The organism is Acinetobacter sp. Tol 5 (genome assembly GCF_019702905.1).
GTDB classification, from domain to species: Bacteria; Pseudomonadota; Gammaproteobacteria; order Pseudomonadales; family Moraxellaceae; genus Acinetobacter; species Acinetobacter bereziniae.
The window spans coordinates 4,645,027-4,661,041 of the sequence record NZ_AP024708.1 but is presented as its reverse complement, the minus strand read 5'-3'; the positions used below and the strand labels follow the sequence as shown (position 1 = coordinate 4,661,041).

The window sequence follows — 16,015 nt, the reverse complement described above, 5'->3', positions numbered from 1 at the left end:
TAGAGGTGCTCGCATAAATTTTATTATTGCCAAACATGTCAAAATCTCGGAAAAGAACAGCAAAAAAATTCGTCTTAAATCAGGTTTATCCTTATTCTTCGATCAGTAGTTTATTGATTGCTTTGCCAATGATGTTGATTTATGGCATTGCCTATTATTCTTTGTTGGGTGACGGTTTTTATTTAGGTCCAGTAAGCTTAACGTTTTTGCTTTATTTTGCTACAACGACAAGGATAATCCGACTATTTTCTAAAGATGTCACCATTTGGTTTGATGATCAGTATATGTATATTCAATTCAATCAAAAAGCGCCACAAAAATATGCCAAACAGGAAATTTTAGGTTTTTACAGCTATGATTATTCAACCAAATCACCTTTATTATTCAATTCAAAAGTTTCCATTCATTTTTATCTTGATCAGGGTCAAAAAATATTTTTAAATGATTCTTCTTATAGAAATATCGTTGATGAAGAAAAGCGTCTAGTATTACTTAAATTTTTAAAAACAGCTCAAAGTGAGCTTGAGTTTTCTCCTTTTCATGCCAAATCTAGATTCTTTGCTCATCATGTGTATTGGTACGCGCGGCAGCATGATCGAGATTGAAGGTTTTTCACTTTTAAAAAAATGCAGTGTAATCTATTGAGGCATACATCATTGTTGAGCTAAAAATGGCTTTATCTCTACCGCTTTTATTGCTGATTATCTCCAATTGTTTTATGACTTTGGCTTGGTATGGTCATTTAAAGTTCCTCCATGAAGCACCTTTGTGGCAAGCCATCTTATTTGGTTGGGTGATTGCCCTACTTGAATACAGCTTTATGATTCCTGCGACTCGCCTTTTGGCTCAACATGGTTGGTCATTGGGACAAATGAAAATTACTCAAGAAGTGGTCACACTTTTGGTATTTGTTCCTTTTATGATTTTTTTATTTAAACAGCCTTTTAAATTGGACTATCTGTGGGCAGGATTGTGCTTGTTGGGATGCGTATTTTTTGTCTTTAGAAGTCAGTAAGATCAATAGACTGAGTTAAAATCATGATGATTTTAGAAGCGTCCATCATGATTTTTTGACCTGATGAGTTGGCTGGCTTTTTCGATTTTTATGTTGTTTAGGGACTCCAGCCTGATATTGCCCTTCGACTCAAGCATTTAAGGTGGTTAAATTAAAAAATATTGCATTGCTACGTCTGTTAAATTTTCGTGAGATGAAAAATCAGTCTATAATAGCGAGCTTCTTGATATTCATTTAAACACTGATCACCAGTATTTAAACTTCCTTACATTCGTTTACGGAATATATGCAATGAATGCGGCCGCTGTACAAGACGCTCCTCTAGTTGGAATTATCATGGGTTCTCAATCAGATTGGGCAACTCTCGAAAACACTGCCAATATGCTTAAACAGCTTGGTGTTCCTTTTGAAGCTGAAGTTGTTTCTGCGCATCGTACGCCAGATCGCTTATTTGAGTATGCTGAAACAGCACGTGAACGTGGTATTCAAGTGATTATTGCTGGTGCAGGTGGCGCAGCGCATCTACCAGGGATGTGTGCAGCAAAAACAGATCTACCGGTGCTTGGTGTGCCAGTGAAGTCTTCGATTTTAAATGGTGTTGATTCGTTATTGTCTATCGTGCAGATGCCTGCTGGTATTGCCGTAGGTACATTGGCGATAGGTCCTGCTGGTGCAACCAATGCCGCGATTATGGCAGCACAGATTTTAGGTTTAACCCGTCCAGAGATCGCAAAAAATGTTGCAGATTTCCGTGCGGCACAAACTGATAAAGTGGCTAGTAAAAACATTCCGGGTCAAGCTTAAAACGGGACACAGGTTATGAATAAAACCATCGGTATTTTTGGTGGTGGTCAACTCGGCCGTATGATGGCGCAAGCTGCGCTACCGTTAAATATTCAATGTACTTTTCTTGAAGCCAATACAGATTGTCCATCTGCGATATTAGGGCAAGTATTTTCAACAAAAGCTGAAAATGGCTTGCAAGACTTTATTGCAAGTGCCGATGTATTTAGTTTGGAATTTGAAAATACGCCATTGATTGATGTAGATGTATTGACCAAACATAAGGACTTACATCCACCACGCCAAGCTTTAGCCATTGCACAACATCGCCTTTCAGAAAAAGCGTTGTTTGATGCGTTAGAGATTCCAGTTGCGCCATATAAAGCGGTAGATTCTCTGGATAGCCTCAAGCTTGCAGTTGCTGAATTAGGACTGCCGATTGTCCTGAAAACCGCGACTGGTGGTTATGATGGTAAAGGTCAGTTTGTATTACGTTCAGAAGATCAAATTGACCAAGCTTGGACAGAGCTTGGTCCAGCAGGTTCGTTAATTGCTGAAAGCTTCGTTATTTTCTCTCGTGAAGTTTCAATTATCGCAGTACGTGGTATTGATGGAGATGTAAAAACTTGGCCATTGGCTGAAAATCATCATCACAATGGTATCCTTTCACATTCGATCGTTCCTGCTCCAAATAGTTCAGATTTGCAACCTGTTGCACAAGACTATATCACTCGCCTTTTAAATCATTTGAATTATGTGGGTGTGTTGACTTTGGAGCTGTTTGTCACTGAAAAAGGCTTGTATGCCAATGAGATGGCGCCACGTGTGCATAACTCGGGGCACTGGTCAATTGAAGGTGCTGTATGCTCGCAATTTGAAAATCATGTCCGAGCGGTTGCTGGGTTACCTTTAGGTTCAACAGAAGTTGTACGTCCAACGGTGATGGTCAATATCATTGGTCAATATCCACCATTGGAAGAGGTTTTGGCATTAGAAGGTGCTCATGTGCATCTTTATAACAAGACTGAGCGTGAAGGTCGTAAAATTGGACATATCACGTTGATGCCAAATGATTCTAAGGAATTAACGACGCTATGCCGTCAGTTAGCAAAAATTCTGCCAAATCCACTGTCATTAAGTGAAGATATGAGCATCTAAACTCACTATTGTGTGTAAAAAAAGCAGTCAAGGTGTTGGCTGCTTTTTTCTTTTTCGATGTTCTGTATGATGGCATTCCTTTATTTTTTGGGTATTTTGATCTCAATTTACATCGAAAAATGACATATAAAAATAACAACGAGCTTTAAAAATAAGTATTTTAAATCTCAAAAAATCGATAATTTTTTGAATTCAAAACCATTCATGCTGCCAACTCAATTGTATCATTCTAGAATTATCCACAAAAAATCTAAGACATAAAGTTAAATATTTTTGAATTTAAAACTTTAAATTTAAAGCTGATGGAGATTTGAATTTAAAATCAATCTTGTGGATAACTTGCATTGTTAAATTTTGGGAGTGTGTTGTGGATAAAAACTAGAACAATTTGAATTTAAAAATGTGCAGAAAAATAAGAATTAATTTGAATTCATAAATGAATTTAAAACTGTATGTTGGGGGGCTTGTGTGGATAACTTTATTTTAAATTCAAAGTTACGATGTTGAGAGTTTTGAATTTAAAATTGGAAAATGAATTCAAAATTTACGTTTTTACATCTGTCATTTTATTCACAGGCTGTTATGGTATTCAGATAATTTAAATTTAAAACTATTTTTGTGGATATTATGCGCCATTTAACTTTGATTTGTGGATCTGTTTTATTCGCGGCATCACATGCCAATGCTGAATTAATTATTAATGGTCAGGCGGTGTCTAGCTCACCAGTGACAACAACTAAAGATACAACTTATACACCTAATTCTAATTTTCAAAGCTGTATTGCAAATTTACGTTCACAAGCTGTGAGCTCTGGTGTAAGCGGTTCAACCTATGATCGTTATACACAAAATTTAACGCCTGATTATTCCGTCATTAGTAAATTAGACTATCAACCAGAGTTTTCTACGCCGATTTGGGACTATCTTTCAGGTTTAGTCGATGAAGAACGTGTTGAAAAAGGGCGTCAAATGCTGAGCCAGCATCGGGATGTTCTTAACCGTGTTGCGGCTGCTTATGGTGTTCCTGCAGAAACAGTGGTTGCCGTTTGGGGTGTAGAAAGTAATTTTGGAGATATTTCTGGAAAATATCCATTATTACAAGCCTTAGGGACATTAAGCTGTGAAGGGCGTCGCCAAAGCTATTTTAGAGGTGAGTTCTTTGCCACAATGCGTATTTTACAACGTGGAGATTTACGCGAAGATCAACTGAAAGGCTCATGGGCTGGTGCATTCGGTCATACTCAATTCATGCCTTCTACCTATGAAGAATTGGCTGTGGACTTTGATGGTGATGGACGTCGTGATCTGGTTTCAAGTACTTCTGATGCTTTAGCTTCAACCGCTAATTTTTTGAAAAAGCGTGGATGGCAAACAGGAATGCCTTGGGGCTTTGAGGTAAAAATTCCTGCGGGTGCATCAGTGTCTGTAGAAAGTCGCCGCAATAAAAAATCACTCAGTTCTTGGGTCAATCGTGGTTTTACACGTGTCGATGGCACACCAATCATTCAAGGAAACTTATCTGAAGGCTCTCAAGCTGGTCTAATGATGCCTGCTGGTGCAAATGGTCCAGCATTCTTGGTGTTTAAAAACTTTGATGCAATCTATTCCTATAATGCTGCTGAAAGTTATGCACTTGCAATTGCACATTTATCAGATCGTTTACAGGGTAAAGGAGGGTTCCAAACGGCTTGGCCAACAGAAGATGCTGGAACATCTCGTGCAGAACGCCGTGAAATTCAAAACTATTTATTGAAGAAAGGCTATGCGATTGGTGATGCTGATGGTCTGATTGGTGATAAAACTCGCCAAGCTATTCAACAAGAACAGGTCAAATTAGGATTAAGTCCAACAGGTCGCGCGGGGCAGCAGATTTTAAAAGCATTTAGAAATGAGGCTGCAAAAAGTATGATGCAGTAAAGATATGTTGTATTCAGGGCAATGAATACAATAAAAAGGTCTGCAATTGCAGACCTTTTTAATGATTGGATTTATTCAATCGCAGATTGATCGATTTTAACGGCTTCTAATACATCTAAAATGACCGCAGTAACATCCTGAGTGTGATCTCGATCATTAAAGATTTCATGTGCAGTAATAGTCACATCGGTATCACTAGGCAATTGCTTCTGTTCTTCTTCGATCAAATGCTGGATTGGAAGTAATGTTTGTTTGATTTCAAGATGTAAAATATCTGTAAACTCAATATTTTCATCTTCCAGCTCAATAATTTGCTCATTGAAGTAAGGCAATAAAATAGAATGAAGGTATGGCTGAAGTTCAGTAATATCATAAATTTCAATATCACGAGTTTGCTCAATCGTGCTGATATGATCATTTACTTCCAGAATAATATGATAATAGCTCACAGTCATCTCCTCAATTCATTGCGTCTTCAGTTCACAATAACATGAATTTGAAAAAAATAATTTAAATACATAAGAAAATTATGGATTTAAATGCTGATGGTTCATTATTAAATTTTCTTATCGTTGTCTTGAGTTTAGCATGGCTAAATCAGCTTGAGTTAATCTAAAATTTTTCAAATCTTGTTCTTTCATCATCGGATACATGAGTGCTTTAGGATCATTATTATGTGCAAGACCTAAAGTATGACCCAGTTCATGTGCAATGGTGACTCTTAGATCTGCATCGGACTCAAATTCATAAATATTAATGGTTTTACCATCAAAGACACCTTTGTCAAATTGGCGTGGCTGAAAACGCATATTAAACTGATCAACAGATTGATTATATTGATGGTTCACTGAATTAAGCTGTTCAACTTGACGGTTTAATGTATCCACTTTTTGGTTATAAATATCTAATTGTTGTTTCAATTGACTCTGTTCAATGATCAATTGATTTTTTTGTTGATCTAATTCGAATCTTACAGATGCATCTAAATTTTGCCTTGATTGATTAAGTGCATTGATCAGTTGATTATATTGTTCAACTTTATGTTGATAACTACGCTTTTGAAAGTCTAGTTCTCGATTGGCTTGATTTAATTCAAGATGCAGTTGTTGAATTTTTTGCTTTTCACTTTGAGAATATTGTTGGGTATTTTCTAGGGTGCGTAAGGCTTGAGTTCTGGCACTGGACTCAGCTTGGCGCTCATCATAAATCAAATTAATCGTCAGCTTTGCCTGATCGTCATAAACAAATAAACTTTGCATTGTACCTAAGTGCCATATGTCAGCCGCTTCTTGCGCTAAATTTTTTACCTGTGCTTTGCTCAGATGGAAGCGAGGATCAACTTCACCAATGCGATAACGCAATCGAGTATCTAAAGGATGTGTAATGCGATCAATCGCTGAATTATGGTTGAGTTGCGGATACATCATGCGTTGAATCGCAAAATATGCCGTAAAAATAATGACGCTAACAATAATCCAGAAACGCATGCTTGCTTAAAAAAATAATTTTTGTTATCGATAATTTATCTGAAAATTACACAATCGCAAAGACTGATGAATGGAATGTTGATTTTAGGCTGGATTTTTTTAATTGCGGGCATTTGCTGTTGGGTGAATGTCATATATTGCTTGGTACAGCTCTTTCGAGCAAAGTTAGTGCTAGAAATGCCTTTGGTGCAAAAATCTAAAAATTTTAGCGTTACTCATAAAGGTGGCTATTCAATTTGGCAGGAAGGACCATTATTTAAACTCGCACCTCTGGCTTTTATTCACCCTAAAATCGTCAATCTCGATTCACAAGAGGAGGTTAAATTGACCTCAAGTCTAGGACGACCACATAAAAATAGTTTTACACGAGGTTCAAATTTAATGTTTTATTGTGAGTTGGAGGTTGGAAATTACAACTTAACGATTGTTGAAGGCTCATCATTAAATCAGTTAGAAAAACAAATTTCCCAGAAAGTGATTGATCATTTACCAATAAATAAAGTCCTTGATCAGCAATACAACCTACAAATAAAACAAAGCCTCAGCAAAAAACAACAACTAATTATGTTGATATGTATATTTGCAGGATTATTTTTATTCATGAAAGGATTGTTTACCCTATTACAGCTCAGTTTAGGAATTAGGATGGAAGGCGCGATCTGATCAATTTTATTTATGGGCTAAACAGGATATGAATATCAATAAACAGCAGGATAAATGCCAGTGCACTTAGGAATCTGTTCATCCAAACGGATATGCTTAAGTATTCAGTGGTGATATACAGGGATTTAAATTGTAAGGGATGTCGCATGATATAACTGATTTTCTGTTTAAACACTGCGGTGACAGCGTATTGTTGTTTTAGAACAACTTGCCACACAATAAAAGCATTTATCCACCAAAATACCAGTAAAATCATTAAAATAATCAAGATACTCAACCCTAATCGAATCCAATCATTCTGCTCAAAAAAAGCTAATTCAGTATAAAAATGGCTCATCAGTACGATGCTGACCAGTAACATCGTGCGATAAAAACTTTGTTGGATAAATTGAAGATGCAAAGGGTGGTTGAGTTTTTGCGTATCTGAGCGACTGACAATCTTGCGCGCAACAAGAGCAAATACATGACATAGAATTTCTAGAAAGACGTATAAAGCAAGGCTTATGCTGAGGACTTTATACATGATTAATCGTGTTCAAAAATAGGTTGATACAGTGAGGGTGTCACTAAAATCATCAATAAAATACCTGAACAGACAAAGGCAAGATCGTTAAAAATCGCAGCATAACTGGTCATGTAAATCCAGTGCATATACGGCATGAAATAAAGTAAAAATGTTGGAAAAAAACTATAAAGATAGGCTTTTCTTGCCCATTCTTTTTTCAAGCATAAGCCAAAAGTGATGATGAGTATAATTAAGCCTGCAACAGACATCACTGCCAACTCCCAAGTCTGTGGGTCTTGATAGAGGGTTTTATCAAGTAGTATTAACTCAGGTTCAGTGCAGTATATGTCTATGATTGCCGCAATAACGGGCAAAAAAAACTGAGCAAGGATCAAACTATAATAAACAGCGGGTGAAACAGCAGGGGAGTTTTTCATCGTTTGATCCATTATTATTGTGATAATTAAGATAAAAGATTTAATGCGGATTAGCAATTCATCATCTTGAAAAATCACAATGGGCTTAGCTATGCATGAGGTGTTATAACACGCAATCGCTAACGAAATGCTGTACCACTTCAGTTAAATTCCGCGCCAAATATTCTTGGGTATAAACCTGCTTAAAATGAGCCTGATACGCTTGTTCTGAATCAAAGCGTTCCCAGAGCAGTAAACGTGTTGGCTCTTGTTGACATTGATGCAGTTGGAACATGCTACATCCTGATTCGTGTTGAAGGGTCATTGTGCATAATGTTTGCAAGGCTTCACGGGTTTCTAAGATTTTATTTTCATCTAGTATTCTTAATTCTGCGGTGATGTAAAAGCCTGAATGAAACATGTTTTTTACTCCGATTTAAAGTAGGAAGTAAAAAGCTTAACTGCTCGAGTTCACTCTAGCTCAAGCATTTTTTCAGCATAAATTTTAATTTTATAGTCAACAATACTCTGCTCTTGTTGAAGTCTTTGAATTTCCAGTTTTAATTGAGCAGAATGCTCAATCAGAAGCTGCTGTCTTTGTTTTAAAGTGTGTTCTCCCTGTAAACGAAATTCGGCAAAATCTTGAATTTTTTCTAAAGGCATTCCTGTTGATTTTAAACGTTTGATCCATTCAAGCCATTCTAAATCAAGTGAAGTATATACACGTTGTCCTGACAGGTTACGATGGATGTTTTTCAGCAACCCAATTTGTTCATAGTAACGTAGTGTATGGATGGATAAACCTGTTTTTTTAGAAATGTCAGAGATTAGCAAAGCACACACTCCATATAGTCAATCTGTTGAAAAATGCAAACAGTAAAATATAATTTCTCTGGACCCATAAAATCAATGCGATGAAAATAGTGTTGAATGATATAAAACTTTCATTGCCATGCTTTAGATCTAAAGTTTAAATAGACTTGTATAAAGATGATTTGCCAGTATAAAAAAACCGCTCAATCTCTTGAGCGGTTTTCGATTAAAGCGACAAATTATTTTTTGTCATCTTTTACTTCTGTGAATTCAGCATCGACTACGCCATCATCAGCTTTTTGCTGTTGTTGACCTGCATCACCACCGAATTGGTTCGGGTCAAAGCCTTGTGCTCCACCTTGACCTTGAGTAGCTTCATAAGCGCGTTGAGTGATCGGCATAATGATGTTTTGTAAAGCTTCAGTTTTCGCTTTGATTGCTTCAACATCATTTTCTTTCGCAGTTACTTCTAATTCAGAAACTGCTGTTTCAATTGCAGTTTTTTCATCAGCAGTGACTTGCTCGCCAAGATCTTTAACTGCTTTATTTGCAGAAGCAACTAAAGCATCAGCTTCGTTACGTGCTTTTGCAAGTTCTTCAAACTTACGATCTTCTTCAGCATTTGCTTCAGCATCTTTGATCATTGCTTCGATTTCAGCATCAGACAAACCTGAGTTTGCTTTAATCTGGATTGATTGCTCTTTACCAGTGCTCTTATCTTTAGCAGATACTTTCAAGATACCATCAGCATTAATGTCAAATGATACTTCAATTTGTGGCACACCACGTGGAGCAGGTGGGATATCGCCTAATTGGAAGTTACCCAACAATTTGTTTTGTTGAGCCATTTTACGTTCACCTTGGTAAACTGAAATGTCTACTGCTGGTTGGTTGTCTGCTGCTGTAGAGAATACTTGAGATTTCTTCGCAGGAATCGTCGTGTTTTTCTCAATAATTGCAGTTAACACGCCACCCATGGTTTCAATACCTAGTGTTAACGGTGTTACGTCAAGTAAAAGTACGTCAGTTTTGTCACCAGACAATACTGCACCTTGAATTGCCGCACCGATTGCAACAGCTTCATCTGGGTTCACATCTTTACGAGGTTCTTTACCGAAGAACTCTTGTACTTTCTGTTGAACCATTGGCATACGTGATTGACCACCAACCAAAATCACGTCAGAGATATCAGAAGTCGAAAGACCTGCATCTTTAAGCGCAATTTTACAAGGCTCAATCGTACGAGCAACTAAGTCAGCAACTAAACCTTCTAATTTCGCACGTGTTACATTCATCACTAAGTGTTTAGGACCTGTTGCATCCGCAGTGATGTATGGCAAATTAATTTCAGTAGAATTTGATGAAGAAAGCTCAATTTTGGCTTTTTCAGCAGCTTCTTTTAAACGTTGCAATGCAAGAGGATCTTGTTTCAAGTTGAAGTTTTGTTCTTTTTTGAACTCTTCAACCAAATAGTCGATCAATGCATTATCAAAGTCTTCACCACCAAGGAATGTATCACCATTGGTAGACAATACTTCGATTTGTTGGTCGCCATCTAAGTCTGCGATTTCAATGATTGATACGTCAAATGTACCACCACCTAAGTCATATACCGCAACTTTACGGTCGCCTTCTTTTTTGTCCATACCGAACGCAAGTGCAGCAGCAGTCGGTTCGTTAATGATACGTTTAACTTCTAGACCTGCAATACGACCAGCATCTTTCGTTGCTTGACGTTGAGCGTCATTGAAGTAAGCAGGTACAGTAATAACTGCTTCAGTTACTGTTTCACCTAAATAATCTTCCGCAGTTTTTTTCATTTTTTTCAAAATTTCTGCTGAGATTTGTTGAGGTGCAAGTTTTTTATCATTCACTTCCACCCAAGCATCGCCATTGTCTGCTTTGATGATTTTGAATGGTGCAATACCGATATCTTTTTGTACAGCTTGATCTTCGTATTTACGACCGATCAAACGTTTGATCGCGAATAATGTATTTTTAGGGTTAGTCACTGCTTGACGTTTAGCAGATTGACCTACAAGAATTTCGCCATCTTTATATGCAACGATAGAAGGTGTTGTACGCGCGCCTTCAGCATTTTCAATTACTTTAACTTTATCGCCTTCAAGTACAGCAACACATGAGTTTGTTGTACCTAAGTCAATACCAATAATTTTAGCCATAAATCTATTCCTCTAAATTCTTTTGAATCCCTTTTATTTCTCCCTTGAGAAAGGAAGCGTTAAAAGGATTTTCTTGTTATCCGATATGAGAGCCATTCAAAAATTTTCAAGTCATTATTTGAGAAAATTCATGAAAATATTTTCAAAAAGCCCTCATTTATTAAGCTTATTGACCCACCATGACCATTGCAGGGCGAAGTAGTCGACCATTTAAGGTATAACCTTTTTGCAAAACGGTACCAATTTGGTTGGCAGCTGCATTTGGGTCGATCCCTACGGCTTGGTGTAAGTCAGCATTGAAGCCATTTGTGGTATCTGCTTCAACAACACCAAATTTTTCTAAAGTGGTAAGAAGAGATTTTAACGTGAGTTTTACACCTTCAAGTACAGGCGTTTCTTCATCGCCACCTGCCTGAATCGCACGTTCAAGATTGTCTACAGAATCTAATAATTCTTTTGCAAACTTCTCCAATACCGTATCTTTATGTTTTTCAGCATCGCGTTGAATACGCTCAACGCTTTTTTGTGCTTCATATACTGCATTTGCCGTACGGGCTTTTTCCAGTTTTAAACTCTCTTCTAAATTGCTGATTTGAGCTTGTAAAGCTTCAACGGTAACTTCAACCTGTTCATTTTCAGTCTGAGTTTGCTGTTCTGCTTGCTCGTTTTGAAGATCTTGGGCTTCTTGATTTTGCTCAGTTGCCATTGATTTACTCCGTTTAAATGGGTTCTTAAACATGTACAGTCCTTATCGGCAGCAGTTTTGCACTGTGTTCATTTTTGAACTGCCATGGTCGTTTAATTCGTCAATGAATATGAAATGTGGGCGAGCTACTAAAATTCAAGCAAGATTGAATATTATTTAATGAAATTCCGCAAAAAAACTCAGAAGCGTAACTGAATAACATATAAATCTTAATTTATTGTGTGAATATTCAGCAAATACATAGATTTTTTTCCACAAATAAAATGAGAAATTGTTTTTTTCTTATTCTTAAATTGTGAAAAATGACCATTAAATTCATAAATTAAAATTGAATGAATAGATAAAAATTATAAATTAATATATAAAACCGATTAAACTTATTGAAAATAAGGCTTTGCGAAAAACATAGAGTTTCATTATGATGCTCCTAAGATTCTATGGCTGTAGTTTCTTTTTATTTGAATATGTTTTTCATAGCTTATCCAATCTTCTTGGATAAGCTTTTTTTTTTGCTTCATTAAAAATTTTAACAATGTAACTAATACGAGACTTTTACGGTAAAAATATATTTTTCAACATGAGCTTTCTTCTTGTGTCAACTCAGCGCATATTAAAAAACTCAGACAAATGAATGATTTAACGTTGATATTTTATTTGGTCAAAATAAGTAATTGATTTAATAAACTTTGCAGAACTTATACGGCAACACGTTAAAAGTCTTACCAAGCTGCAACGAACTTAGCTGAAAAAATGGCAATCATAGTCAGCACGATGATGCGGATTGTATTGTCGTTTTTTAATCGAGTGATGATAAAGGAATTGATGATGAAAAAATCAGGTCTTATTTTTATGTTATTGGCAGGTGTTGCGGTGATGAGTACAGCATGTACTTCAAGTGAAACCACACAAGCACCTGAAACAACACAATCAGCGCCAATGAGTTCAGCAGATCAGCACCAATCTGCACAAACAGCAACAGTTGATCCTGCTCAGCAAGGCACTGCGGTAGAAGGTGATGCTACGATTCAACAATCGCAACCAGCTCAAGCCACTCAAGATCCAACTTTGGGTGAACAACCTTCAGCTCAGTAAGTTCTGAAAAAAAAATCAGGCGATTATATGGATGCCTCCATCGCCTGATTTCTAATGATCAATAGGATCTGATTAGTATTTATTCACCTGAAAGTGAACATTCAAAGTTGGTCCGATCTACAGTACAACGTGCTCGCTTAAGCACTGACATCATGGTTGGGTCATAGACCCCTTGTTTGGTCAATTCTAAGCGCGTATCCCGAAGTAGTTTTTGATAACGCTCTTTGTCCTCTTTACTTAAATTCAGACGATATTTATTTGGAATGCTTTCCTCTTGTTTTCTGACCATTTCAAACTGCTTTGGCATTTTTTTAAGGAACCATTCTCGAGATAGGTTGCCAAAACCTGGAGAAAATTTACTGGTATTAAAAATCAAATCGGCAGTGACATTGAGTACAGGGAAGTTAAACATTGCCCCATTGCTACCTAAGCCTTTTGAAAGTTCTAAAGGTTTAAAGGCATAAGCTGGCGCACCCACCATATCTACTTTGCCCTGATTAAACTTCACAATAAAATCTGAAATATCAGATAAAACAGGGATTGCGCCGACACGTTTTACTGCGGCGATCTGGGCTTTATCATAGGACAATACGGCGAATTTCTTTCCGCGTCCTTTTTCAATGGTGTTAATCGATCTATCATTCACAAAAATATAAGCAGGACCGATTTGAGCGATACCGCCCACTTCATACTCCACACCGTTGATTGTTGATTTCAGTCGTTGCGTGTTTCTTTTATCTAAAACGAAATTAATGGCTTTTAAGGCGATGGCATTGTTTGGAACGCCACCAAGTGCATCAATAGAACCAGCAAATTTATTAAATTGGCGTGCTCGCATTGCTGTTAAAAAGACAGCATCACATTTACCACTTTGGAAGTCTCGTTCTGCCATTTCTTCATTTTGATAAGCAATCAGCTGTATATCGGTATTCCACGCTTTTGCAGCGAGTGCCCATTCCTCCATCATTTTATAAGATTCACCAGCTTTTCCTAATAAGTCAAATACACAGACATCCTGTTTAGCTTGAGAAGCGCTTGATAATCCTAATAATGCGAGTGATGTAAAAGCAATAAATCCCTTTTTCATGTTATATCCTTATAGCTAAAAAGTGCTTTATTTATAATCAATATAGTAATTTTATTTAGATAAAAATAGAGCTTTTGCTCTATTTCCGATGAATAAACCATTGAAAGTGTTGCTTAATGTGATTTAATTTTCACTTTATTGCTTTAGTGAGATGTGTTTTGTATTTTTCATGTATTGCTGTGATTAAATAAAAACTCTCTAGTTTTGATCTAGATATCTATTCACAGTGAAAAGATCAATTTTATTAATGAAAAAAGTGAATAAGTAAATCTAAAAAACATATTTTTAATAATATACAAAAACCTTACCATAAAGCAGATTCTCTTCTTTTTCCATTGATTGTCAGCTTATATCCATCATGAAATTTCAGCAGCTTATTTTAATTTGCTCGTCTTTAGCTATGTTTAGCTATAGTGGTTGGGTAAATGCACGTCCAATTGTGATTGGTTATCAAACCAATATAGAGCCTGCCAAAGTTGCACAGGCTGATGGTGTATATGACAAAGTGATTGGAGAAAAACTGGATTGGCGCTTATTTAACAGTGGTGCTGAAGTTTTAACTGCTTTGGCTTCAGGCTCTGTAGATATTGCTTTGATTGGATCTAGTCCTTTAGGTGCTGCTGTTGCCAATAACTTGCCAATTGATGTGTTTTTGATTTCAACAGATTTAAAAAGTGCAGAAGCCTTGGTGGTCAGAAATGGTTCTGGTATCCATCATCCGCAAGATTTGATTGGGAAAAAAGTGGCTACGCCATTTGCTTCGACTTCGCACTACAGTTTATTGGGCGCATTGCAACACTGGAATATTAAACCCAATCAGATTCGGTTGTTGAACCTCAAGCCTGCTGAAATTAATGCGGCATGGCGTCGAGGAGATATTGATGCCGCTTTTGTATGGTCTCCAGCACTTGCCAATATCAAAAAAACAGGCAAGGTAATGACGGATGCAGGGCAGGTTGGACAATGGGGTTCACCTACATTTGAAGTTTGGGTCGCACGTAAGGATTTTGCGCAAAAGCATCCTGAAGTACTCAGTAAATTTTCCTCGGTGACTTTGAATTACTATGATGCTTACAACCGTAATAAGCGCCATTGGACTGCAAACTCAGCCGAAGTACAAAAAATTGCCAAAATTACCGGAGTTGATGCGCAAGATGTTCCAACGCTTCTTGCAGGGGCAGAATATCCTGATCGTCAAGCACAACTAAGCCCACAGTATTTAGGTGGGCGAACTACACAAAATATTGCTAATGCGGTTAACTTTTTGAAAGCACAGGGCTTGGTTAAAAAGGTCTCACCAAATTATCAACAATTTATTAACACTCGTTTTATCAACGCGTCAAAATAGAAATCGGGACTATTCATCATGGCTGTATTGACTGTAGAACACGTACAAGCACAGTACCCAGGTGCTGAGCAACCGGTACTTCAAGATGTGTCATTTCAATTGGGCTCCGAACAACTCATGGTTGCTTTGGGGGCGTCGGGAAGTGGTAAGACCACATTATTAAACTTGATTGCAGGTTTTACCCATCCCCAAGCAGGAAATATCAAGCTTGATGGCGAAAGCATTGTTGCACCAAGTCGTGATCGTGGTGTGGTGTTCCAAGATGATGTTTTGCTGCCTTGGCAGAATGTTGAGGATAATATTGCTTTTGGTTTAGAACTGGCAGGTATTGATAAAAAAACACGTCAAATGCGAGCGCATGAATTATTGAAACTGGTCAATTTAGACGGTTTTGGACAGCGTCATATTTGGGAGCTGTCAGGCGGTCAACGGCAACGAGTTGGATTAGCGCGCGCTTTGGCTTCAGATCCTAAAATTCTACTGATGGATGAACCGTTCGGTGCTTTAGATGCTTTTATACGCGAACAAATGCAGTGTTTGTTGTTGGATGTATGGAAAAGTACGGCAAAACCAACTTTCTTAATCACTCATGATATTGAAGAAGCGGTTTTCCTTGCGACAGATCTGATTATTTTAGCGCCCAATCCAGGACGAATTGTTGAGCGATTAACACTGGACTTTGCAAAAAGATATGCCAATGGTGAGTCTGCACGAAGCATCAAATCTGATCCAAAATTTATTGAAATGCGTGAGCATGTGTTGAGTCGAGTATTTATTCAAAATCATCAAGAGCAATCTCACTCATCTCAACAAACGTCAGCTCAAGGGCAAAAGGTGTAATG

At 37.3% G+C, this 16,015-nt stretch carries 18 protein-coding genes; 9 read left to right on the top strand and 9 right to left on the bottom strand.

Going from position 1 to position 16,015, the window contains the following annotated elements; translation table 11 throughout:
- Positions 1-35 precede the first annotated feature (35 nt).
- The 5 genes from TOL5_RS21605 to TOL5_RS21585 all read left to right on the top strand — a co-directional run bounded on the left by TOL5_RS21605 (position 36) and on the right by TOL5_RS21585 (position 4,873).
- On the top strand, positions 36-605 hold the full coding sequence (locus TOL5_RS21605; protein WP_121774972.1) for a hypothetical protein: 570 nt from the start codon (positions 36-38) through the stop codon (positions 603-605).
- Positions 606-670: 65 nt separating this feature from the next.
- Complete coding sequence (locus TOL5_RS21600; protein WP_004824031.1) at positions 671-1,015, top strand: DMT family protein; 345 nt, start codon at positions 671-673, stop codon at positions 1,013-1,015.
- Positions 1,016-1,306: 291 nt separating this feature from the next.
- Positions 1,307-1,819, top strand: coding sequence for a 5-(carboxyamino)imidazole ribonucleotide mutase (gene purE / locus TOL5_RS21595; protein ID WP_004718991.1), 513 nt, complete (start codon positions 1,307-1,309; stop codon positions 1,817-1,819).
- Between the two features lie 15 nt (positions 1,820-1,834).
- A complete protein-coding gene (locus TOL5_RS21590; RefSeq protein ID WP_009584727.1) occupies positions 1,835-2,956 on the top strand; it encodes a 5-(carboxyamino)imidazole ribonucleotide synthase in 1,122 nt (373 codons plus the stop codon).
- A 627-nt stretch (positions 2,957-3,583) separates the two neighbouring features.
- A complete protein-coding gene (locus TOL5_RS21585) occupies positions 3,584-4,873 on the top strand; it encodes a lytic murein transglycosylase (protein WP_121774971.1) in 1,290 nt (429 codons plus the stop codon).
- 71 nt (positions 4,874-4,944) lie between these two features.
- On the opposite strand, the gene TOL5_RS21580 is transcribed toward TOL5_RS21585, so the two are convergent.
- Positions 4,945-5,328, bottom strand: a complete 384-nt coding sequence (locus TOL5_RS21580) for a hypothetical protein (protein ID WP_010590990.1) — start codon at positions 5,326-5,328, stop codon at positions 4,945-4,947.
- Between the two features lie 111 nt (positions 5,329-5,439).
- The gene (locus TOL5_RS21575) at positions 5,440-6,360 is read right to left on the bottom strand and encodes a matrixin family metalloprotease (RefSeq protein ID WP_121774970.1); all 921 of its coding nucleotides are present in this window, start codon (positions 6,358-6,360) and stop codon (positions 5,440-5,442) included.
- A 177-nt stretch (positions 6,361-6,537) separates the two neighbouring features.
- On the opposite strand from TOL5_RS21575, the gene TOL5_RS21570 reads away from it, so the two are divergent.
- The gene (locus TOL5_RS21570) at positions 6,538-7,023 is read left to right on the top strand and encodes a hypothetical protein (RefSeq protein ID WP_227544029.1); all 486 of its coding nucleotides are present in this window, start codon (positions 6,538-6,540) and stop codon (positions 7,021-7,023) included.
- A gap of 10 nt (positions 7,024-7,033) precedes the next feature.
- Here TOL5_RS21570 and TOL5_RS21565 read toward each other — a convergent pair whose 3' ends face one another.
- The 6 genes from TOL5_RS21565 to grpE form a co-directional block, all read right to left on the bottom strand.
- Positions 7,034-7,546, bottom strand: a complete 513-nt coding sequence (locus TOL5_RS21565) for a hypothetical protein (RefSeq protein WP_121774968.1) — start codon at positions 7,544-7,546, stop codon at positions 7,034-7,036.
- 2 nt (positions 7,547-7,548) lie between these two features.
- Positions 7,549-7,965: a hypothetical protein gene (locus tag TOL5_RS21560; protein WP_009584741.1), complete on the bottom strand. Its 417-nt coding sequence runs from the start codon at positions 7,963-7,965 to the stop codon at positions 7,549-7,551.
- A 103-nt stretch (positions 7,966-8,068) separates the two neighbouring features.
- Complete coding sequence (locus TOL5_RS21555; RefSeq protein ID WP_009584737.1) at positions 8,069-8,365, bottom strand: putative quinol monooxygenase; 297 nt, start codon at positions 8,363-8,365, stop codon at positions 8,069-8,071.
- A gap of 50 nt (positions 8,366-8,415) precedes the next feature.
- Entirely contained in the window at positions 8,416-8,787 is a 372-nt protein-coding gene (locus TOL5_RS21550) for a MerR family transcriptional regulator (protein WP_228134813.1), read from the bottom strand.
- Positions 8,788-8,996: 209 nt separating this feature from the next.
- Positions 8,997-10,940, bottom strand: a complete 1,944-nt coding sequence (dnaK, locus tag TOL5_RS21545; protein WP_005034883.1) for a molecular chaperone DnaK — start codon at positions 10,938-10,940, stop codon at positions 8,997-8,999.
- Positions 10,941-11,106: 166 nt separating this feature from the next.
- On the bottom strand, positions 11,107-11,646 hold the full coding sequence (gene grpE / locus TOL5_RS21540; protein WP_005034886.1) for a nucleotide exchange factor GrpE: 540 nt from the start codon (positions 11,644-11,646) through the stop codon (positions 11,107-11,109).
- 825 nt (positions 11,647-12,471) lie between these two features.
- Here grpE and TOL5_RS21535 point away from each other — a divergent pair.
- A complete protein-coding gene (locus TOL5_RS21535) occupies positions 12,472-12,738 on the top strand; it encodes a hypothetical protein (protein WP_005034888.1) in 267 nt (88 codons plus the stop codon).
- 79 nt (positions 12,739-12,817) lie between these two features.
- On the opposite strand, the gene TOL5_RS21530 is transcribed toward TOL5_RS21535, so the two are convergent.
- Positions 12,818-13,825 carry a putative solute-binding protein gene (locus tag TOL5_RS21530; RefSeq protein WP_005034890.1) on the bottom strand — a complete coding sequence of 336 codons (1,008 nt, stop codon included), beginning with the start codon at positions 13,823-13,825 and terminating at the stop codon, positions 12,818-12,820.
- Positions 13,826-14,183: 358 nt separating this feature from the next.
- Between TOL5_RS21530 and tauA the strand changes: the two genes are divergently transcribed.
- Both tauA and tauB read left to right on the top strand, forming a co-directional pair.
- Complete coding sequence (tauA, locus tag TOL5_RS21525) at positions 14,184-15,173, top strand: taurine ABC transporter substrate-binding protein (RefSeq protein WP_121774967.1); 990 nt, start codon at positions 14,184-14,186, stop codon at positions 15,171-15,173.
- A gap of 18 nt (positions 15,174-15,191) precedes the next feature.
- A complete protein-coding gene (tauB, locus tag TOL5_RS21520) occupies positions 15,192-16,013 on the top strand; it encodes a taurine ABC transporter ATP-binding subunit (RefSeq protein WP_042088874.1) in 822 nt (273 codons plus the stop codon).
- Positions 16,014-16,015 lie beyond the last annotated feature (2 nt).